General features: G+C 60.9%; 18 protein-coding genes and 1 pseudogene. 12 read left to right on the forward strand and 7 right to left on the reverse strand.

The window, feature by feature from the left end:
* The 3 genes from AC1DZU_RS34155 to AC1DZU_RS34165 form a co-directional block, all read right to left on the reverse strand.
* On the reverse strand, nt 1–828 hold an 828-nt coding region (locus tag AC1DZU_RS34155), incomplete at its 3' end, for a recombinase family protein (RefSeq protein WP_477291677.1).
* The gene (locus AC1DZU_RS34160; protein WP_477291679.1) at nt 825–995 is read right to left on the reverse strand and encodes a DUF2924 domain-containing protein; all 171 of its coding nucleotides are present in this window, start codon (nt 993–995) and stop codon (nt 825–827) included. The genes AC1DZU_RS34160 and AC1DZU_RS34155, both read right to left, overlap by 4 nt.
* Nucleotides 995–1,270 carry a DUF2924 domain-containing protein gene (locus tag AC1DZU_RS34165; RefSeq protein WP_477291681.1) on the reverse strand — a complete coding sequence of 92 codons (276 nt, stop codon included), beginning with the start codon at nt 1,268–1,270 and terminating at the stop codon, nt 995–997. The genes AC1DZU_RS34160 and AC1DZU_RS34165 overlap by 1 nt, the downstream gene beginning before the upstream one ends.
* Before the next feature lie 369 nt (nt 1,271–1,639).
* On the opposite strand from AC1DZU_RS34165, the gene AC1DZU_RS34170 reads away from it, so the two are divergent.
* The 8 genes from AC1DZU_RS34170 (at nt 1,640) to AC1DZU_RS34205 (ending at nt 6,975) form a co-directional block, all read left to right on the forward strand.
* Nucleotides 1,640–2,437, forward strand: coding sequence for a hypothetical protein (locus AC1DZU_RS34170; RefSeq protein ID WP_477291683.1), 798 nt, complete (start codon nt 1,640–1,642; stop codon nt 2,435–2,437).
* A 240-nt stretch (nt 2,438–2,677) separates the two neighbouring features.
* Entirely contained in the window at nt 2,678–2,881 is a 204-nt protein-coding gene (locus tag AC1DZU_RS34175; protein ID WP_477291685.1) for a helix-turn-helix transcriptional regulator, read from the forward strand.
* A gap of 6 nt (nt 2,882–2,887) precedes the next feature.
* A complete protein-coding gene (locus AC1DZU_RS34180; RefSeq protein WP_477291687.1) occupies nt 2,888–3,094 on the forward strand; it encodes a hypothetical protein in 207 nt (68 codons plus the stop codon).
* On the forward strand, nt 3,091–3,336 hold the full coding sequence (locus tag AC1DZU_RS34185) for a hypothetical protein (RefSeq protein ID WP_477291689.1): 246 nt from the start codon (nt 3,091–3,093) through the stop codon (nt 3,334–3,336). The genes AC1DZU_RS34180 and AC1DZU_RS34185 overlap by 4 nt, the downstream gene beginning before the upstream one ends.
* Nucleotides 3,333–4,433, forward strand: coding sequence for a DUF7146 domain-containing protein (locus AC1DZU_RS34190; RefSeq protein WP_477291691.1), 1,101 nt, complete (start codon nt 3,333–3,335; stop codon nt 4,431–4,433). Before AC1DZU_RS34185 ends, AC1DZU_RS34190 begins: the two co-directional genes overlap by 4 nt.
* 234 nt (nt 4,434–4,667) lie before the next feature.
* Nucleotides 4,668–5,102 carry a hypothetical protein gene (locus AC1DZU_RS34195; RefSeq protein ID WP_477291693.1) on the forward strand — a complete coding sequence of 145 codons (435 nt, stop codon included), beginning with the start codon at nt 4,668–4,670 and terminating at the stop codon, nt 5,100–5,102.
* Nucleotides 5,068–5,163: an HGGxSTG domain-containing protein gene (locus AC1DZU_RS34200; protein ID WP_477291710.1), complete on the forward strand. Its 96-nt coding sequence runs from the start codon at nt 5,068–5,070 to the stop codon at nt 5,161–5,163. The genes AC1DZU_RS34195 and AC1DZU_RS34200 overlap by 35 nt, the downstream gene beginning before the upstream one ends.
* 117 nt (nt 5,164–5,280) lie before the next feature.
* Nucleotides 5,281–6,975: an adenylate/guanylate cyclase domain-containing protein gene (locus AC1DZU_RS34205; protein WP_477291694.1), complete on the forward strand. Its 1,695-nt coding sequence runs from the start codon at nt 5,281–5,283 to the stop codon at nt 6,973–6,975.
* A 183-nt stretch (nt 6,976–7,158) separates the two neighbouring features.
* On the opposite strand, the gene AC1DZU_RS34210 is transcribed toward AC1DZU_RS34205, so the two are convergent.
* The gene (locus AC1DZU_RS34210) at nt 7,159–7,482 is read right to left on the reverse strand and encodes a hypothetical protein (RefSeq protein WP_477291696.1); all 324 of its coding nucleotides are present in this window, start codon (nt 7,480–7,482) and stop codon (nt 7,159–7,161) included.
* A gap of 1,084 nt (nt 7,483–8,566) precedes the next feature.
* Here AC1DZU_RS34210 and AC1DZU_RS34215 point away from each other — a divergent pair.
* On the forward strand, nt 8,567–12,886 hold the full coding sequence (locus AC1DZU_RS34215; protein WP_477291698.1) for a WD40 domain-containing protein: 4,320 nt from the start codon (nt 8,567–8,569) through the stop codon (nt 12,884–12,886).
* Between the two features lie 303 nt (nt 12,887–13,189).
* On the opposite strand, the gene AC1DZU_RS34220 is transcribed toward AC1DZU_RS34215, so the two are convergent.
* The 3 genes from AC1DZU_RS34220 to AC1DZU_RS34230 form a co-directional block, all read right to left on the reverse strand.
* Nucleotides 13,190–13,798, reverse strand: a complete 609-nt coding sequence (locus tag AC1DZU_RS34220; RefSeq protein ID WP_477291700.1) for a tetratricopeptide repeat protein — start codon at nt 13,796–13,798, stop codon at nt 13,190–13,192.
* A gap of 292 nt (nt 13,799–14,090) precedes the next feature.
* Nucleotides 14,091–14,936 (reverse strand): adenylate/guanylate cyclase domain-containing protein, encoded by an 846-nt coding sequence (locus AC1DZU_RS34225; protein ID WP_477291702.1) that lies wholly within the window; start codon nt 14,934–14,936, stop codon nt 14,091–14,093.
* A gap of 254 nt (nt 14,937–15,190) precedes the next feature.
* On the reverse strand, nt 15,191–16,927 hold the full coding sequence (locus tag AC1DZU_RS34230) for an adenylate/guanylate cyclase domain-containing protein (RefSeq protein ID WP_477291704.1): 1,737 nt from the start codon (nt 16,925–16,927) through the stop codon (nt 15,191–15,193).
* Nucleotides 16,928–17,505: 578 nt separating this feature from the next.
* On the opposite strand from AC1DZU_RS34230, the gene AC1DZU_RS34235 reads away from it, so the two are divergent.
* From AC1DZU_RS34235 to AC1DZU_RS34245, 3 genes and pseudogenes are all read left to right on the forward strand, one after another.
* Entirely contained in the window at nt 17,506–18,768 is a 1,263-nt protein-coding gene (locus AC1DZU_RS34235; protein ID WP_477291706.1) for a site-specific DNA-methyltransferase, read from the forward strand.
* Between the two features lie 36 nt (nt 18,769–18,804).
* Complete coding sequence (locus AC1DZU_RS34240) at nt 18,805–19,368, forward strand: hypothetical protein (protein WP_477291708.1); 564 nt, start codon at nt 18,805–18,807, stop codon at nt 19,366–19,368.
* A gap of 85 nt (nt 19,369–19,453) precedes the next feature.
* A pseudogene (locus AC1DZU_RS34245) lies at nt 19,454–21,365 on the forward strand (terminase gpA endonuclease subunit); the annotation flags it as partial.
* Nucleotides 21,366–21,468: the final 103 nt, after the last annotated feature.

Genomic DNA, 21,468 nt, shown 5'->3' on the forward strand with positions numbered 1-21,468 from the left:
CTCGGCAATGATCGAGCGGACCTTGTCCCAGAGATCTTGCGAGATGATTGGCTGATGCTCGCCGGGATAGCTCGTGCCCTTGTGGACGGCCTCGCCGATGTACACCCGGTTGCTCAGCAACTTGTAGAGAAGGCCTTTGTCGAAGGCCTTCCCGTTCTTGCGCCTGAGGCCCTCCGCATTCAGGCTTCGCGCCAAAATGGTCGCGGAGCCTACCTGCAGGAATCGCTCAAAGATTGAGCGGACAATGGCTGCCTCTTCACCTTGGATGAGCAGCTTCCGATTCTCAACCCGGTAGCCGAATGGCACGTTGCCACCCATCCACATGCCCTTCCTGCGCGATGCAGCGAACTTGTCCCTGATGCGCTCACCGATTACCTCGCGCTCGAACTGCGCGAACGAAAGCAAGATATTCAGCGTCAGCCGACCCATGGAGGTGGTCGTATTGAATGACTGGGTAACTGACACGAAGGTGACGTCGTTGGCGTCGAACACATCGACCAGCTTGGAAAAGTCCATCAGCGACCGAGACAACCTGTCGATCTTGTAGACAACAACGACATCGACCAGACCGGCTTCGACATCGCGTAGCAGCCGCTTGAGGCCTGGCCGTTCCAGCGTGGCGCCGGAGATACCGCCATCGTCGTAGCGATCCGGCACCAGCACCCAGCCCTCCGCCCGCTGGCTGACAACGTAGGCTTCGCAGGATTCGCGCTGAGCGTCCAACGAGTTAAATTCCATGTCGAGGCCCTCTTCCGAGGACTTGCGCGTGTAGACCGCGCAGCGCAGTTTTCGAACAATCGGCTTCGAGGTTGGGGCAGCGGCCTTCATCGGTCTGCTCCCTTCTGACAGCGCAGCCCGAAGAACAGCCAGCCGTTCCACCGGGTGCCGGTGATCGCCCGGGCGATTGCCGAGAGCGATTTATACGGCCTGCCATCATATTCGTAGCTGTCGGCCAGCACCGTCGCGGAATGCTCGACACCCTTCCATTCGCGCATCAGCCTGGTGCCGACGACAGGTCGATTTCAGAGCGGGTACCACGTCCGTTCGAGCGGGACCCTAGGTCTTCGGCCAGTGCGGCCAACCGCTTCAGCGTCTCCGGCTTCAGCCCGCCATAGGCGAGTTCCTGCACCCGGTAGGCCAGCCTGCTCTCCAAGAACTTGCGATTGTAGGGCGGTGGCTCCGCGGCGAAGAGCTCCCGCCACATTCCCTTCAGGGCAACGATGTCCATCGTCTTGATGGCTGCCAGCCTGCCGATCACCGCGTCCGTCATGCTCCATTCTCCGCCGGTTCGAGTGCGGCTGCATGACCGCTCTGGTTGGCGGTGAAGTCCACGAAACTATTCTCCCGCTCGCCAGATAGTCTGCTTGACTGTCGTGCTCGCAGACGCATGACGCCGGCCGCCAGGGTTTCCGCCGCCTCGCTGAGACGTTCCGAAGCACTCATCCGAACAGGCAGGAGAGGGTTGGGACTACTCGACATCGTTCGAATCCGGTTGTTCTTGGTGACCAAGATTTAACCGTCAAAACGAACCACTCCAGCACCCAGCGAATTGCGGTGGAATGCGGCGAAAAGAATTGTGATCGTGGGTAATCCAGCGAAGAATAGCGTCGCTCTGCCGGCAGGCCGCCTGGAGCCACAGATGACCTATCAGGCCAATTCCAATGAGTTCCCTGCGACAGCCGTTGCGATGAAGCAGGCCCTTCGGAGCTTCATGCCGTCTGCGCTGTTACAGGCTTGTGAGCGAGCGGCGAAGGCCCGCCGAGAACTCCCAAGGAGGAGCGTTAGATACTCCGAATACGTCCACGGACCACAGGCCGTCGCCGCCAACCGACCGGCCGCTCGGATCAAGGAAGCCGAGGCGGCAATGAGACAGGCTTGGGAGCGGATTTTGGGAGAGCTCAGGTCACAGCTTCAGGCAGGCAAGCTGACGGCCTACGTGCGCGAGACGTTTCCATTTGGCGTGGTGAGGCCGATTCCAACCGACGCGTGGAAGAGCCTTCGAATTACGGATATCAGCTCGGGACGCGCGAAGGGCGGCGGTGTCGAATTGACTGGGATCCGCATAGCGCCAGGGGCGCCCCCGCTAAGCCCCGTCACGGAGGAGGATAGACCCGAAGCTCAGTCGTCATCGGTTCAAGGTGACGGCGAACCTCGGGGAACCATTGTCACCGCGAACGAGGACTACACCGTCGTCTGCATTGGCACGACCGAGTTCCGGTTCGTCGGCCTGCAGGCAGCGGTCGTCCGCCAGCTTCACCAGGCGAGCCTGACTGACAACCCTTGGCGCAACGGGAAAATCCTGTTGCATCGGGCGGGTGCCGCCACTCGCAGCATTGGCGATCTATTCCGGCGGCACACCGAACCGAGCTGGCGGCTTCTCATCGATGACCGTCGCGGCATGTATCGGCTACGTGTCCAAGCCCAACACGATCGGTAGCGTCTCAGTTTGAATTTCAAAAGGTAGTAGGCGACACCGTTTTTCACTGAAGGCCGGCGCATTGGCAGTGGCGACCGCCGTTTGGCAAGAAAATGAGAAGTTTGCTCTCGCTGTATGGTGCGCTCCATTACGGCTTCTCGCGTCAGTGCTGTCAGCCCTCCGTCCGATCTGCGTCAGGGGACACTGACGGGGTGCAAGGTGCACGTTCTCCAGCGAATGACATCGCAATCGGAGAATATCATGTCCCCCCATCTCACACAGATTGAACTGGCCGATCGCTGGCGCATAAGCGAGCGCACATTGGAGAGGTGGAGGTGGCGCAAGACGGGTCCGAACTACATCAAAATTGGCGGCAAGGTTGTCTATGCAGTTACCGATGTGGAAGCCTATGAACGCCGGCGGCGCGCCGAGACCCATTCGTCGATCATCGGCTCGTGGGAGTGACCGCCGATGTCTTACAAACGTAAAGACCCGGCAATGCTGTCAGTCGCTCACCGAGCCGATGTCACCATGCTTCCTGGCAGGATTGACGTCTCGGGCTATACGCCGAGCGTGATCGATCTTCAAGTTCAGCGCATTGTCGCCCACTACGCAGTGTCGATCTCGCTGGCGCTTGTGATCGCCGAACTCGCTTTCTCGTCGGGGAGGCAAGCATGAGCACAATTTATCGTGCAGGCACGATAAAACGCGATCGCCGCACGAAAGCCCGCCTCCGTTCCCCGCACATCATGGAGACGGTCGAGGCGGAGGCGATGCCCGCCGGCATCCTGCGCAGCATCCTCAGAACCGAGATTGAGAATCTGCTGCCGCCCGACGCGCTCGCCGTCGCCAGAGCTGAAGAGCAATCAGCGCAGGATTATTTCACGCGGCTCGCCGAGATTGCGGGAGGCGCATCATGATGACCGCCGCAGTTGCAAAAGCGCTCGGCGGCGACGTCATCGGCCCATGCCGCATCGTCGCGCCGGGCCCGGGCCATTCGCGCGCGGACAGGTCGATGTCGGTGATGCTCGATTCTGACGCCGCCGACGGTTTCCGGGTCAACAGTTTTGCAGACGACGACTGGCGTATTTGCCGTGACCATGTCCGGGATATGCTCGGCATTCCGGGTAGCGGACACCACCGTCTGAACGCACAATTGTCCCGGCCGTCGCCGGCGACCAACCCCTTGTGCGACCGCTCTCGCATCGATATCGCACACAGGCTGTGGCGGGAGGCAGTGCCCATAGACGGCACACTCGCGGCGGTCTACCTGCTCGACCGCGGGCTCGGGCTTGCCCATGAAGTCCTGGACGGCCATGCCCTCCGGTTCCTCGGTGCCTGCCCTTTCCGGCTTCAGGACGGAACCACCGTGCGGCTGCCGTCAATGCTGACTGGGATGGTCGACATCCGCACGAATGAGCTCTGCGGCGTGCACAGGACCGCCCTGAAGCCGGATGGCAGGGGCAAGGCGGAAGTCCCAGGTCTTGGAAACCCCAAGAAGATGCTGGGCCGGGCCGCCGGCGCCTGCGTGAAGCTCTCCGCGGACGAGAACGTGAGCATCGGCCTCCATGTCACCGAGGGGATCGAGACCGCACTGGCCTGCATGGCCATGGGCTTCCGGCCGATGTGGGCGGCTTTGTCGGCAGGCGGAATTGCGAAGTTCCCCGTGCTTGCCGGTATCGAAGCTCTGACCGTCTTCACCGACCACGACGCCACTGGGATATGCGTGAATCACGGCTGTCCCACTGTCCCGCGCCCTAGAGCGTGGGACAGTGGGACAGCAGTCAGGTGCCACGAGCCCACGCTCCATAGCCGGCACTCGCGACACGTCCAAGACCTTCCCATCCCACCAAATAAAGGTCTGCGATGGGTGGTGGAATGTTTCGTCGATCGGAACGGGCATCCCTCAGCACAAGGTACCAAACGTCTCATCTGGGGCCGAAAGGAGAATGGCAGCTTCAGTTTGCCAATCGCGAAGAGCGGACATTGTGGTCCGCATGAGCATCGACCTCGCTAGCGTCACCGCGGAAGTTCGAAGCACCGCTTCTCTACCATACTCAGTCCCTGGCTCTCTCGTAACAAAACAGAAACATACGCTCTGCCGCTTCCGGTATGAGGCTACGTCGCTCTGACCTTTGGGTTTCCGACTTACAGTTGGTGCGGATTTACCCAAGGAACGTCGTACTCCACCCGAAATCGGTTCACCTCCATGCTGGCTTCCCGGCGCATGGCCTGTGAGGACCCGAACGCCATGCAGCTCGCCAAGCGTGGCGAGAGCACGTACGTCCGTGGCTTCTTCGAAGGCGATGACGACGAGCACCTGGTCATGTCGCGCGACTGGTCGGCTATCGAGCTGGCCATCATCGGTGAGCTCAGCCAGGACCCGACGTTCATCAACGCCTATGCACTTGGCCTTCCGCGACGGGAACCGCCGCTCTTTCGACCAGATGCAATCGCCGGGTCGCCTCGAACGCCAGGAAATCGAGCAGTTCTCCAAGGCCGCCACCAGCGGTCAGGGGAACCGCGCCGAACGCCGCCGGATGCAGGCCGAGCTCAAGAAGATGATGAGGAAACGCTGATGGGCTTCCCTGCACCTTTCGTCGGCTCCAAGCCAATCGCAGCCCCGCCTGGTCGGGACGACATCCTTCCCGATCGGTTCCTCAACCCCTGTTCAGTCGAACGGTAGGTGCAGAATGCACGGTGGGAAGGCGATCGGCGCGCGCCAAAAGCCTGCTCGACCGTCTTGAGGCAAGTTTCTGGCAGACATTTGCGCCGAGTTGTAGATTGGTTGGGGGCGATGGGATCGAAGAGGTTGGTCGGCAGTGGTGGGAAACTCTGCGCAGCGCCGTTTGGCTGCCATCCTAGTGGCCGACGTGGTTGGTTACTCCCGCCTCATGGAGGCGGATGAACTCGGCACTCTTGGTGTGCTCAAGGAACGGCGAAGAGAGATCGTGGTGCCCGCCGTTCGAGAGCACGCAGGTCGAATTGTCAAGTTCATGGGTGACGGAATCCTGGCCGAATTTGCAAGCGCGGTAAATGCGGTGAGTTGTGCGCTCGAACTTCAGCTCCGCATGGCCAAGGCAAATGAAATGCTAGCAGATGCTAACCGGATCAGATTGCGGATAGGCATTAACCTAGGAGACATCATAGAGGACGAGTCGGATATCTACGGTGACGGTGTTAACATCGCAGCTCGGCTTGAAACTCTGTCCGAGCCGGGAGGTATTTGCATTTCGGGCCAAATGTACGACGCGATTCAAGGAAAGCTCGAGATTTCAGTCGAGGATATTGGGGAAAGCTCCCTCAAGAATATATCCAGGACAATTCGCGCCTATCGCATCAGGCCCAGGGACGCAGAAGGAGTCCAAGAAGCCCAATCCCTAAGGGGCAACGAGCGTACGACGGTGGCGGTATTGCCGTTCGCAAATATGTCTGGCGACCCAGCACAAGACTATTTCTCGGATGGAATAACCGAGGACATAATCACGGAGCTTTCCCACTATCAACATCTGTCAGTGATTGCACGTAACACGACAGCTCTGTTTAAGGATCGGTCCATAAACGTGGCGGAGATAGGCCGCAAGCTTCGGGCTGATTTTGTGATCGAGGGAAGCATTCGGCAAGCCGGCAACAGGGTCCGTGCTACAGTTCAACTCATTGACGTTCAAACTGGGACTCATGCGTTCGCAGAAAACTTCGATCGGAAAATTGAAGACATATTTCAAGTTCAGGACGAGATCGTTGATGCTATTCTTGGTCGGCTTTTTTACAATCTAGATGAAGCAGCAAGCAAAGCTCGGCAGCGAAATCCGACGACAAGCACCACCGCCTATAGTTTGTGGTTGCGCGGCAGGCAGGCTTCGAGAAATGGCGATGAGGAGGATGCTATAAGCTGCCTGAATCAGGCGATCAAAGTTGATCCTCAATATGCGAGAGCGTTGGCCATGTTGAGTGGCCTGTATGGCTATAGAAGATTCACCGGATCCGCACGTGGCACTCATATGAAAGTCGCCGAACTATCTCGCGGATACGCTGAAAGAGCTATCGCTGCCGACAAGACAGACGCCTACGTGCTTGAACAGGTAGCAGCTGCGTACCTAATGCTCGGTGATGGAGACAATGCAAGACGATACTCTGATAGTGCAAGTTTACTCAATCCGCGTGACATCTCCACGGCCGCCACACGCGCACTAGTTCTCGCCTTCATAGGCGAACACAATCGCGCACGGGAAATAATTGAACGTGTATATCGGGCTGAGCCACGCGTGCCGCCGGGATGGACGGTTATCTTGGCAGACGTACAGTATCTAATGCGTGACTTTGAAGGAGCCCTTAAGACCTACAAAACAGTTAACGGCGCACCTTTCTATGTAAGATTGCTTCAGTCGATGTGCCTTTCCCAACTGGGGAGGATCGATGAGGCAAAAGCAATTCTAGGCGAGGCACCGACAGGTTTCGATATTCCGGCATTCGCCCGCAATTGTGCAGGCATGTGCGCGCTGGCCGAAGACCGTGAACTGTGGCTCGAGGGGTTTCGCAAAGCCGGCGTGGACGTGTGAGCGTCGTGTTCCGTTCTCAGTTGAAGACGCTTCGATGGTTGCGGCTGTACTCAGCCCCCTCACGTCCCCACCCAGATTACAGCAGCACAGACGAAGACGGTCTGGTCGCAATTGACATCGATGTTGGTTGGCCGACCGGGGTTTGAACTCCGGCCAGTGTGAGCTTTGGAAGCAGAGCGTGGCCTAGGCTTTTGGCTTCGCCTTTCTAACCTCCTCAACAGCGATGTTTAACGCCGTTACAAAGGCGTGCCTTAAATCAGCAATCTTGTCTTTCCTTAGCTCAGCGGTCTGTTTTGAAATAGGCGCAAGCTCCCAAATAAGCGCGTTCCCCGCCCCCAGAAGGTGAGCCAGAGCAGCATCCGTGGCCTCCGTCGTTTCCAAAAGATCCCGCGACTTCCCAATGTTCATCTGCAAATGACGCGTGAGCCCTTTTACATTGCCCGCTTCCGCATGGATCGCCTCTCTGCGCAACTTATGCAGGTACTCCACTGCTGCTCCGATTGGCATTTTGTTCCTCCCTTACTATCGAATCGTCACGGATCATCGTACGCCTCATTCAGAAAGATGGCCGCGCGATATCGTGGACTTGGCGACTTAGGCCGCGGCGTCCCAGCGAGCCGGGGTGAGCGTACGATGATCCAACGGCCCCCTCGCCGCGTGTTTCGTGTCTATGACCATCCGGTCGTGCAGTCCGGTATCCATGTCCGGCACATCGCCACCACAAAGACGTCGTCGGCTCGCGGTATTCTCCAAGCGACGGGTTCGCATCACGCGACCATGCCCACACTTACCTCAGCACCCACCAAACGATTGCAGCACACAGCAAAAACACAAGCGTGGCACACGCGCTCAATACACCTCTTCGTGTTTGCCACCTTGGCGCCTTAGCCGGCACAATACTGAACTGCTGGGCATGCTCAGACCGATCTGCTCGGTGTAAACCTCGATCCACGCATCGACGGTATTTGGGTCGAGCAATCCCTTTTCGACCAAAAGACTTTCCAGCGCCTTCACCCGCAGTTCTGGCGCGGACGGAAGATGGCGGTGCAGCTCGCGGTGTATCGCGCCGATCCGCCTGAATGATCCTCAGACACTGTAGCCTCCGACTTGCGACGATCAAATCCAGTGTTCTGTCGAAGTTGACCTGTCGTCAATAGGGATGCCTGCTAGCCATAGAAAGTCCGTCAAAAGCCGGCAATTGGCTGGCAGGCCGCTCGTGCTGACGTTGTGGCTAATTAAACGGCGTGCAGTGGTCGCGGCTCAGAAGGACCGTTAAGCGGAAGCGGTCGTCGCCGCCGGTTTCTCGAATGACCGGAGTTGGGCCGAAAGGAGACGGTCCGGTTTCAGGTGACGTCCATCAGAAAGTCGACGGCACCCGACCCAAGATCATTGTGTGTTTTGATGCGGTTAAATCGCTCAATGGGGCGATGCGAAGTCACCTTGGAACGCATAGGTCCCTTATAACGAGGTAAACTATGTGCCCGAAATGTCTGCCCGCAGTGCCTTTGGTTGCCCGTTGGGGTGGATTCAATATAAACCTTCGATATTCCATGCTTCCTGCTTGGCCCGACCCCTTCTAGCGACCTAGACAATGACGGACGCGCCCCGGATCTTTGTAAGCTATGCACGGTCAGACGGGCACGCCTTTGCCCGGAAATTGCATGACCGTATTCGCGAGGCTGGCTTGGCGGTCTGGCAGGACTTGGCCGATATGGAAGGCGGGAATGACTGGTGGGAGCAAATCGCGGGGTTTCTCCGCCGGCCCGAGGTGGAGCACCTCGTCCTAGTCTTGAGTCCAAAGGCCGTCGATTCGGAGATTGTTCGCCGCGAGTGGCGGCTCGCCCGCCAGGAGGGCGTTAGGGTTACGCCGGTGGTCGACGCGAGCAACAGACCAGATTTCGTGAAGTTGCCGCGCGCGCTTGCCCGAGCTCATGCGCTTGACCCCGACGTCGACGAGCAATGGCGTCAGTTGATCCGCATTCTCGAGGGGGCGAGCGGCCAGCCGCGCGTACCCTTCCTTGCGCCGGAGCCTCCGCCGGGCTTTGTCGACCGCCCCGAGGAGTACGAGCGTGTGAAGCGCGCGCTTATCGACGGCAAGGGTGACGCGGTGGCGATCACCGCGGCGCTGCGGGGTGCCGGCGGCTACGGCAAGACATCGCTCGCCGCCAGGCTCGCTCACGACGACGACATCGGCGAGGCGTTCTTCCACGGCATCCTCTGGACCACGCTCGGCGAGTCGCCGGGTGACGTCACCGGCCGGCTCAACACCCTCACGCGCGCGCTCAACCCCGCCGCGCCTCTCGAGACCGACCCGGATCTGGCGGTTGCTCGCTGGCGAGAGGCGCTCGAGCAACGCCACTGCCTAATCGTTGTCGATGACGTCTGGCGCCAACGCGATCTCGAGCCATTCCTCGTCGGGGGGGAGCTCTGCGCCCGGCTCGTGACCACTCGCGACGCTGCAGTCCTCCCCAGGGGCCGCGGCCGGATGACTATGGTGCCTGTGGATGCGATGAAGTCTGGCGAGGCCATGGCGATGCTGGCTCACGGCCTCGAACCCGCAGCGATCGCAGCATCCATGCGCGACCGGCTGGGTCGCCTCGCCGCTGCACTCGGAGAATGGCCGCTGTTGCTGCGGCTCGCGCAAGGTCGCATCGCCCGCCGGCTCGAGGCGGGGCATCCACTCGACAAGGCTCTGGCCGCAGTTGAGGAGGCGTGGGCGGCAAAGGGGATCGGCGCGTTCGATGCGCGCAATCCTGACGAACGCAATGCGGCCGCTGCGGCGTCCCTGGACTTGAGCATTGAGGCGCTGGAATATCGCGAAGGCACCGAGGCGACCACACGACTCGAGGAGTTCGGCGTGTTTGCAGAGGATCAGGACATCCCGGTGCCGCTGGTGTTTCGCCTGTGGCAGCGGACTGGTGGCCTCGCTGCGCTTGACGCCGAGGACCTCCTCCTACGGCTCCGGGACCTTTCGTTCGTTGAGCGCTACGATTCTGCACGTGGCGTGTTCAGATTGCACGACGTCGTGCGCACCCGTCTGCGCGAGCGACTGGGAGCGCACCGGCTCCGCGTGCTTGATAGAGAAGTCGCTGACGTCATAGGGGACCTGGCCGCTCGAGACTGGCGCGGCCTCAAGGCTGTTCCCTACGCACTGGAGCATCTTCCGATACATCTCGCGGGAGCGGGAGAAGACGCAAGGCTTGAAGCACTCCTCTCCGATGTTAACTGGATAGAAGCCCGGTTGGCGGCCGGTATTGCCGCGGGCGAGGGGGCGACCGGCCTCGTCAGCACTTACGCCGAGTTAGGGCGCGGTGAAGTGTCTCGAGGTGTGGGCCGGTTGCTTGCCGTTGTTGGACAGGATCTCGCGATCGACGGTCCTGATCAGGTCATTCCACAACTTCTGGGTAACGTAGCGAAAACGCCGGGAACCAGTGCAGCTCTTAAGGCGTGGCGCCGGGACCTGCGGGTGCCGGCGCTCGTTCCGATCCCAATAACCGACTCTCCAGCCGACTCTCCAGCCGAGCTCATGCGCCTTCGAACTGAGTCTCGTGTGACCAGTATCGCCTTCTCCCCGGATGGGAAGCACCTAGCCACGGCGTCCGAGGATACAATGGCGTGGCTTTGGGACGTCGCGAGAGGAAGGGAGATCGCTCGGTTCGAGGGGTGTCGCAGCGTCGCCTTTTCCGACGACGGGACGCGCCTCGCCACCGGCTCCAGGGACAACACGGCTCGGATCTGGGACGTGGGAACGGGTGCGGAGATTCTACGACTCGAAGGCCATAAGGGCCCCGTTTGGAGCGTCGCCTTTTCTGGTGACGGGACGCGCCTCGCCACGAGCTCCTGGGACAAGACGGTGCGGATCTGGGACGTGGAAACGGGTGCGGAGGTCCAGCGACTCGACGGTCACGGGGCCTTAGTTTGCTGCGTGGTCTTTTCACCGGACGGGAAGCGGCTCGCTAGCGGGTCCAGTGACGAGACGGCTCGGGTCTGGGACGCGTCGAGTGGTGTAGAGATTACTAGACTTGGCCATGCAGCCGGGGTTATGGGCGTCGCCTTCTCTTTGGACGGAGCTCGCCTTGCGACCGGGTCCTGGGACAAGACCGTTCGGGTCTGGGACGTGGAAACGGGTGCTGAGATCATATGCCTCCAAGGTCATGGCTACGGCGTTTCTAGCGTAGCCTTCTGCCCTGAGAGAACGCTTCTCGCGAGCGGCTCCCATGACGGGACCGCGCGGCTCTGGAACACTGTGACCGGCGCGGAGATGACCCGGCTCGAAGGTCACGGGGGCGGCGTCAGGTGCATCGCCTTCTCCCCAGATGGAAGACGCCTTGCCACCGGTTCGGATGACCGGACGGTGCGGCTGTGGGACTCTGCAGCGACACGGGTCGCCCAGCTCGAAGGCAATCGAGGCTTGCTGACAAGCGTAGCTTTCTCGCCGGATGGGTTAAGTCTCGCTGCAGGGTCATATGACGGGACCGCCCGGCTCTGGAATGTGGCTTCGCTGAAAGAGGTGAGTCGATTCAGAGGCCATGACGATTGGGTGACGGCTGTGACCTTCTCCCCGGACGGAACGCGCCTCGCCACCGGGTCTGACGACCGGACTGCGAGGGTCTGGGACGTGGCGACAGGTTCGGAGATTGCAAGGCTTGAGAAGCAGGGGGGCGATGTCCCGAGCGTGGCCTTTCACCCAGATGGTGCGCGCCTTGCCACAGCGACCTACGGCTACGGGGCGCGGATCTGGAAGGTAGCCACGGGTGCGGAGATAGCCCGGTTCGCCGGTCCTAGCGTCTCACCGCTCAGCGTGGCGTTATCTCCGGACGGGGCTCGCATCGCTACCGGGTTCAGCGACGGAACGACGCAGATGTGGGATTTGGCGAGTGGGTCAGGGTTTAAAGCCTATGACAGCTTCCGGGAGGTATCCCCGAATGGGGCACACGTCGCCAAGTGGTCCGGTGCGACTGTGCGGCTTTGGGACGTTGCAACAGGGGCAGAGAGCTTGCTCGAAGGCCATGGGGCAGGGGTCGCTAGCGTGGCCTTCTCCCCGGACGGGACGCGCCTCGCCACTGGCTCCGATGACCAGACGGCGCGGGTCTGGGATGTGGCTACAGGCGCGGAAATCGCCCTGCTAAGGGGACACCGCAGTTGGGTAAAGACCGTGGCTTTTTCGCCGCGCGGAAACTGTCTCGCCACCGCGTCTCGGGGCGGGACCGCGCGGATTTGGGATCTGGCGTCGGGCGCGGAAACCATCCGGCTCGAAGGCCATATGGGGGAGATCACCAGCGTGGCCTTCTCCTCAGATGGCGCCCGTCTCGCCACCGGGTCCGACGACCAGACGGCACGGGTCTGGGATGTGGCTACAGGCGCGGAAATCGCCCGACTCGAAGGCCATGTGGACGGGGTCAGAAGCGTCGCCTTCTCCTCGGATGGCAGATACCTCACTGTCAGAGATTGGAGCGGGACGGCGCGGGTGTGGAATCTGGCGACCGGCGAAATAATTGCACGAGGCATAGGGACGGTCGCGAACGGGGCGGTCAACCTAAGGCTTGAAGGCCACAAGGGTCCGGTCGCAAGTATCGCCTTCTCCCCGGACGGAATGCGCCTCGCCACCGGGTCCTGGGACAAGACGGCGCGGATTTGGGACACGGCAACAGGAGCCGAGGCTATCTGTCTCGAAGGCCATGGGGGAGAAGTCGCTAGCGTGGCCTTCTCCCCAAATGGGACCCGCCTCGTTACTGGGTCTGATGATCGGACGGTTCGGCTCTGGGATGTGGCCACGGGTGCTGAGATCGCCCGACTGCGGCTGCCATCGGAGGTCAGATCTGTGGCAATTGCCGGAAGCGGTCAGCTTATCGCGGCTGCTGCCGGGGTCGGCAGGCCCCATTTGATAGAACTAATTGCCGCCGGCGCCTGAGCGCCCTGGAATATCCCAATGACAGCGATCCTGCCGACACCCGCACCGTACGCTATCCGCGATCGTCGGCAAGGTTCGAGAATGCGATCCGATTGATACGTAACGTCCGGTTTCGGAGGACGGCAATACCGTTTTCTATAACCGGCTTGAGGCGCAAAGCTGCCGTTCCTTCCGCGCGCGAAACTGAACGGATCCGCGATCAAACGGCGACCCATTGCCGGCGGACGAGATAGTCGAGGTGCAGAAAGGCCGTTGAGGGCCGGATCACGTGTCGTGGCGGCGCGGCTGCTGCGTCGTCACCCTTCAACCCATAATGCCTGCTTTCCTCAGGCCATCTAGCCAGTGCTCCACGTCCTCCTGACGGCGATATGGAGAGCCTCGCTTGTAGTCGACTAGAGTGAAACCAGGCTTGCGCTCGAGGCACCTGCTCCAGGCCAATATTGCCTCCTCGATGCGTCCGAGCTGTCCCAAACACGCAGCCAGATTGGCAAACCCGCGTTGATTGTTGTTGTTGTCCCAACGGCGGAACGAATCCATCGAGGCCCCATATTCACCGAGCAGATAGTAAGCGTATGCGAGTAGCTCGTGGACATCGCGATGTTCGAGTGGACTCAGCCGCCTGAGCCATTCACCGATCTCGCGGGCCTTTGTGAGTTGACCGCTCCAGAGGCAGATGTACCCGACCCAGACGATTACCTCCGGGTTTGTCTGGCCCAACGCGAGCGCGCGTTGTCCATGAGTCTCGGCGGCCTCGAACTCCCCTTTCCGTCCATGCAGAGCGGCGATGACCGCTTCTGCCAGTCCGCTGGCGTCGCCGAGTTCGATGGCCGCAGCGCCGACTGCATGGCCAACTCCTTCATGTCTCCGTCCGCTCTGAAAGCGGAGAGGGTCGCGTAGGCGTCCGCGAGCCATGCATGCGCCCGCGCCGAATCAGGATCCAAGCTAAGCGCAAGCTTTAAGAACTCGACACCAGCGACGGTGTCCTTCTCGGTGAATCGATGCATAGCATCGATGCCGCGCAAGAACGCGTCATATGCGCTGAGGCTCGCTTGCGTTTGCCTTGTCCGAACGATCTCAGCAGCGCCAACCTTGCCGACCAGTGCCCAGGCGATCCTCTCTGTCACCTCGTCTTGAACAGCGAAAAGGTCTTCGAGGTCTCGATCATAGCGCTCGGCCCAGACGTGATTGCCAGTGGCCGCTTCTATCAACTGCGCAGTGATCCTGACGCGAGCAGCAGCCTTTCGAACGCTTCCTCGACGACGTACCGTACACCGAGCTTCCTTCCGACCTCGGTGATGTTTACGGATTGACCCTTGAAAGCGAACGAGGAATTGCGCGCGATCACGAACAGACTCTGGCTGCGACTGAGCTCGGTGATGAGGTCCTCGGCTATTCCATCCGAGAAATAATCCTGCTCGCGGTCTGCAGACATGTTTGTGAACGGAAGAACCGCCACCGATGGCTTGAACGGAAGCGGCAAATCCTCCGCTGAAGCAATTGACGCTGAAGGTTCTGGATCATCACGCTCTTCTGTTTGAACCCGGTAGGCACGCACAGGCCCGGCAATGTTCTTCATCGTATGCTGGCCCAGGTCGACGAACGTATAGGGAATCTTTCCCCTCACTTGATCATAGACGCTGCGTCCAATGACGACGCCTCCGGGCTCACTGACCTTTTCCAGCCTGGCGGCCACGTTTACGCAGTCACCGTAGATCGTCGTCTCATCCAGGATAACCTCGCCGGCGTTGACACCCATTCTGAAGGCCATGCGCCGGTCTTCGGGAAGATCCGTGTTGCGTGCCGAAATGCGTTCTTGCGTCTCGACTGCGAACTGCAACGCATCGACGGCGCTGGGAAACTCGATCAGCAGACTGTCGCCCGCGGTGCCGACCAGCCGACCCCTGAATTGCGCGATCTTCGGATCGATCACTTCGGCGCGCAATGCCTTTAAATGGACGAGAGTCCCGGCCTCATCTGCCGCCATCAAACGCGAGTAGCCAGCTACGTCCGCTGCCAAAACCGCCACAAGCTTTCGTTCCGGGCGCGCCACGATGCCTCCCACTGGGAGCTTAGCACTCGCATCTATGCGCAACTAGCCGTCAGAGAACGTCCGCCCACCGGGCTGAACATCCTCTATCGTTTTTCGGACGCCAGAAGCCCCATTTCGCTGTCGGCTCAAAACCGACTCACTCATAAACGCGCATGGTTAGATCATGCACGATTGCATGATCGGTTGCCGTTGCCTTGTGGCAGAAGGGCCCAAGCCGACTCCGAGCATGGTGGTTCCGTCGAATAAGAAGTTAGTCATTCCGGAAAGCCAGCCTTACGAAGGCCTTCGACGTACATGTCTCGCAAGGCTAGGTCGCGATAGGGCTGGGATTCCACCCAATGGCTAATCTTGAAATGAGGGGTTGTTGCCAGATACAGCGTGGCCTCTTCACGCGCTTCGTCTAACCTGCCGAGCCGCGCCAGGATCGACGCCAAATTAACCCTGGATTCGGTTCGATATGTTGCATCATTCCTCAGCGTCTTCACTGCCTCCTCATACTTACCGGCAGCGGATTGGGCACCTCCGAGTAACCAGAAATACCAGCTCGGCGGGCGCGGATTCAGGCGCAATGCCTTCTCGATGCAGGCGATGGCCTCTACTCCGCGACCTTCATAGGTCTTCAGATCCCCGAAGTTTGCCCAAGCATCGGCATCGTTCGGATTAAGCCGGAGCGAAATCTCGTACTCTTTGGCAGACTCATCCCATTGGCGCTCGAGGAGGAGTATGAACGCGAGCACCCAATGCGTGCCAGAATTTTCGGGATCGAGTTCAATCGCCTTTCTTGCCGACGCCATAGACTGTTGACGAAGGGGATTCATCGGATAGTTCCTAAAGACCCACGCCTCGCACTGACTGATCGCCAACCAGCGGTAGGCATCGGCGTAGTTAGGATCGAGCGCGATGGCCCGCTCGAACAATGGAATGGCCGCAACGCCCGCCTCCGTCGAGTGTGCCCATTCAGCCCGCCCCCTTAGATAGAGATCATAGGCCCCCAGGTTAGTTGGCCGATAGCGCTCCTTCAGGTTTGCCGCGGCCAACTTGCCGGCGAGCCCCTCCACAATCTTGCCGACGACTTCGTCTTGTGCCGCGAAGATATCGGCAAGGTCCCGATCGAAGCGATCCGCCCAGATGTGCCCACCGGCGGGAGCATCGATGAGCTGGGCATTGATCCGCACGCGGTCCGCCACCCGTCGGGCGCTACCCTCCAGTACATATTTAACGCCCAGTTCGCGAGCGATCTGGCGGGTATCTACCGATCTGCCCTTATAGGCAAAGGATGAGTTCCGGGCGATGACGAAGAGCTCGGGCACTTTGGAGAGGTCGGTAATCAGATCCTCCGTCAATCCATCGACGAAATACGCCTGCTCGGCGTCAGCACTCATATTCACAAAGGGGAGGACGACTATTGACGGCTTGACGGGAAGGGAAAGTTCAACAGCGGAGACGACACCCGCGGCACGATCCTTGCCCGCGAGCCGATAGGTTTGGATCGGTCGATCGATGTTTTTGAGAGTCTGCGGACCCAACGAAACGAATGAATGGGGCAGCTTGCCGTTGATCTGCTCGAAGACACTTCCTGAGATGCACAATCCCCCGGGCTCTGACAGACTCTCGAGCCGAGCCGCGACGTTGACTCCGTCGCCGTAGAGATCGCTGCCCTCCACCATCACATCGCCGAGATTAATTCCTGCACGCAATACAATGCGTCGGTCCCCAGCCGCATCTGCATTCGCGATATCCATAGCTTTCTGCAATTCGACAGCGCAGTTTACGGCGTTGACTGCGCTTCCGAACTCTATTAGCGCGCCATCCCCGATCAGTTTGATGATGCGACCGTGATGTTTGGAGATCATTGGCTGAAGGATCTCTCGACGCCGAGATTTGAGTGTAGCCAAGGTACCTACCTCGTCGCGCTCCGTGAGGCGGCTATAGCCAACCACGTCGATGGCCAGAATGGCAGCAAGGCGGCGTTGAACGCGTTCTTCGGACATCGCAGAGGGGTACTCTCACTGCGGCAAATTGTATTTGCATCCCGAGGAGGAGTCGATTCACCCGATTTTCCGCTCTGGGTCCATTCACGTCGGTTTGCCAACTCTCTGATATGTCTGGTTAGGGGGTAATCCTGGACATGGCGGTTTTGCCCTTGAAGGTGTCCCTGATGGCGCGATCGGCACTGTTTCTCGCCTTAATGGAATTGCGAGCGAAGACCTGCGCAAACAAAGGAAGTGGCGCGAAACATGTCATGATTCCAAAGAGTTGGCGTCTCTGCTAGACTCTCATCATTGACAAGAGCGGGTCACACCTGAGGGACGCAACGGGTCCTTCCGGGGCGGTGAAGCCATGCAGGGGGGCGCAGCGCCGAGGGTCGCCAGTGTCAGGCATATTTTTTTGGGAAGCCACCCGGAGTCAAGTTCAGAGCCGGGACCGCGTAAGCCTTTGATCAAGCGTACGGATTTGAAACTGCCGCTGGACCCCTGTTGGACCCGGAGTCCAGTTCGGATCCAGATGGGGGTCCACCGACGGATCCAGCAGCAGGATCTAGAAGCCACATCATCTTCGAGGAGACCGCATGCCTGTCCAGTTCGCACCGGAAGCCATCGAGCACTGGCCGATCGATCGGCTGAGGCCGTATGCCGGGAACGCCAAGACACATGCTCCGGACCAGGTGGCCAAGATCGCCGCCAGCATGGCCGAGTTCGGCTGGACGGTGCCTGTGCTGGTGTCTGCCGAAGGCGAGGTGATCGCAGGTCATGGCCGCATCCTGGCTGCGGGGGAACTGGGCCTGCCAGAGGTGCCGGTGATCATCCTCGATCATCTGAGCGAAGCGCAGCGGCGTGCCTACCGCATTGCCGACAACAAGCTGACGGAGCTGGGCGGCTGGGATGATGCCCTGCTCTCTCAGGAGCTTCATGCGCTGAATGGCGAGGGCTTCGACTTGAGCCTCACCGGGCTCGACGATGCGGAACTCGACCGGCTGATGGGCGAGCTTCACGACGAGACCGAAGGCGCTGCCGGCGAGGACGAGGTTCCAGTGCCGCCGGTCGATCCGGTCACCCGCCCCGGCGACCTCTGGGTGCTCGGAAAGCACCGGCTGCTGTGCGGCGATGCTACGGCCGCGGCAGATGTCGAACGGCTGCTGTCGGGTGCTGTGCCGCACCTCATGATCACCGATCCGCCATTCGGGGTGAACTACGATCCTTCCTGGAGGAGGGAAGCGGGCGTCTCGAACAGCAGCCGCACCGGCAAGGTGACCAATGACGATCGCGCGGACTGGCGCGAGGCGTGGTCGCTGTTTCCCGGTGATGTGGCCTATGTCTGGCATGCAGGTGTCCATGCCTCGACGGTGGCCGACAGCCTGGTTGCTTCCGGCTTCGGCATCCGCTCCCAGATCATCTGGGCCAAGCCCCGCCTGGTCCTCAGCCGTGGCCACTATCACTGGCAGCACGAGCCGTGCTGGTATGCGGTGAGGGAGGGCGCCACCGGGCACTGGCAGGGAGCGCGCGACCAGACCACCATCTGGATGATCGGCAACGGTGACCAGGGTGAGGACGACGCCACGGTCCACGGCACGCAAAAGCCGGTTGAATGCATGCGGCGGCCGATGCTGAACAACAGCGCCAAGGGTTCGTCGGTCTATGAGCCCTTCTCCGGCAGCGGCACTACCATCATTGCCGCCGAGACCACCGGCCGTTCCTGCTTCGCGATGGAGCTCGATCCTCGCTACTGCGATGTCGCGGTAGAGAGATGGCAGAACTTCACGGGCGGCAAGGCGATTCTTGAGGGCAGTGGTCTCGACGTCGCCGACGTTCATTGCGGCCGATCCGCGGCCTGACCTTCGTTTGGCCAGGCATAAGCAAGAGAGGCCACCATGCAGGGGATGAGCGAGCGCCAGTATGCCGCCCATGCCGGGGTCTCCCGCGGCGCCATACAGAAGGCCAGGATTTCCGGGCGGCTGGTGTTGTTTGAGGATCGCTCGATTGATGCGGCAGGGTCCGATGCACGCCGGGCAGCTCTGACCGATCCTTCAAAGCAGAGGCGCTCCCTGCCCCGGACCAAACTGAAGGCCGTGCCCGAGGAGGCGCTATCGGCCGTTGGCGAGACGTTGCGCGAACAGGGGCTTGCGGCGCCCGTCGTGGGAGGCTCGACCACCTTCCTGCACGCAAAGACGGCCAATGAGGTGCTGAAGGCCCAGGAGCGCCGGCTGAAGCTTCAGAAGCTGAAGGGCGAGCTTGTCTCCCTCGATCGCGCCAAGACCCTGCTGTTCCGGCTGGCCCGGGAGGAACGGGACGCCTGGGTGAATTGGCCCGGACGCGTCGCTGCGATCCTGTCGGCTGAACTGGGCGTCGATGCCGCCGTCATGCACCAGCTTCTCGAGAGCCAGGTGAGAGCTCATCTGGGGGAACTGGCCGATGTCCGCACTGACTTCCGATGAGGTTCTGGAACAAGGCCTGTTCCACTTCGAAGGCGTTGATGAACTGAAGTCCTCCTGGCGCGAGGGCCTGCGCCCAGACCCGTTCATGACGGTATCGGGATGGGCCGACCAGCACCGCATGCTGGCGGCAAGAGCTTCCGCCGAGCCCGACCGCTACCGAACCAGCCGCACGCCCTACATGCGCGAGATCATGGACGCCTTGTCGCCCGGCTCTCCTGTGCAGCGGGTCGTGTTCATGAAGGCCGCCCAGGTCGGCGCAACGGAAGCCGGCAACAACTGGATCGGCTTCATCATCCATCAGGCGCCGGGACCGATGCTGGCCGTGCAGCCGACTGTCGAGCTTGCCAAGCGCAACTCGCGTCATCGCATCGATCCCCTGATCGAGGAGAGCCCTGCCTTGCGCGACCGGGTGAAGCCCGCCCGTTCACGCGATGCCGGCAACACGATGCTGTCGAAGGAGTTCAACGGTGGCATCCTGATCATGACCGGTGCGAACTCGGCAGTCGGTCTGCGCTCGACGCCGGCGCGCTACATCTTCCTCGACGAGGTCGATGCCTATCCCGCCTCCGCCGACGACGAGGGCGATCCAGTTACCCTTGCAGAGGCACGCTCTCTGACCTTCTCGCATCGCCGAAAGGTGTTCCTGGCCTCGACGCCCACCATTCGCGGACTGTCACGCATCGAGCGGGAGTATGAGGCGTCCGACCAGCGCCGCTACCATATCCCCTGCCCCGAATGCGGCGTCATGCAGTGGCTGAAGTTCGAGCGGCTGCGCTGGGACAAGGGCAAGCCCGAGACCGTCTGTTATCACTGCGAGGCGTGTGACGTCACGATCGGCGAGCACAGCAAGACTGCCATGCTGCAGGAAGGGGAATGGCGTGCGAGCGCAATCGCCACAGATCCTGCCACGGCAGGCTTCCACCTTTCGGCTCTCTATTCACCGGCCGGCTGGCTCTCATGGCAAGCGATCGCTCGCGCCTTCGAGGCGGCCCAAGGGTCGGACGAGTCGCTTAAAGCCGCAACACCGTTCTCGGCGAGACCTGGGTCGAGACCGGCGAGGCGCCGGATTGGCAGCGCCTGCATGACCGGCGCGAGCGATGGCAAGCGGGCAGCGTTCCTGCCGGCGGCCTGTTCCTCACCGCCGGGGCCGACATCCAGAAGGATCGCATCGAGGTCGACGTCTGGGCATGGGGCCGTGGTCTGGAAAGCTGGCTGGTCGAGCATATCGTGCTGGACGGCGGTCCTGGAGACGAAGCCTGCTGGAAGGCGCTCGACGAGGTGCTCGGCCGCAGCTGGCAAAGCGCGTCCGGCAAGACGATGCGGATCTTGCGGCTAGCGATCGACACGGGCTACGAGGCGCCGGCCGTCTATGCCTGGGCGCGCAGAGCGGGCTCGGCCCATGTCGCTCCGGTCAAGGGCGTCGAAAACTTCAATCGGGCAAGCCCCGTCACTGGCCCCACCTTTGTTGATGCGACCTCGCACGGCAAGCGCCTGCGGCGCGGTGCAAAGCTGTGGACCGTCGCTGGCTCCACCTTCAAGGCCGAGACCTATCGCTTCCTTCGCCTGCCCCGGCCAACAGACGAGGAGCTGGAGGCTGGGGCCAGACACGCGCCAGGAACTGTCCATCTCCCCTCCTGGGTGGACAGCGAGTGGTGCAAGCAGTTCGTCGCTGAGCAGCTGGTCACGGTGTGCGCACCAGGCGCGGCTTCTCACGCCTGGAATGGCAGAAGCTTCGCGAACGCAACGAAGCCCTCGACTGCCGTGTCTATGCCCGCGCCGCAGCCTGGATCATCGGTGCCGACCGTTGGCCGGAATCGACCTGGCGAGACCTGGAGGCGCAGTTCGGCAAAAACACCGCTGCCCTGGAGCCGGCGACGACTGCCGCGACCACGACGCCGCCATTGACCTCAGCATCGCACATTCAGATGACGCGCTCCCAAGGCCGGCAAGCCACGCGGAGGACAAGGCGAATTCGCCTGAGCCGCTGGATGGAGTGACGAAGCGCTTGCTGAGATAAGGCGCCATCTCAAATAAATCAGTCTAGCAGACACAACAAAGTCTTTGTCACCGGCTCGCCGGTTATTCACCTTGTTCCAAGTT

The sequence above is a fragment of the Mesorhizobium sp. P2_A12 genome (assembly GCF_056405075.1).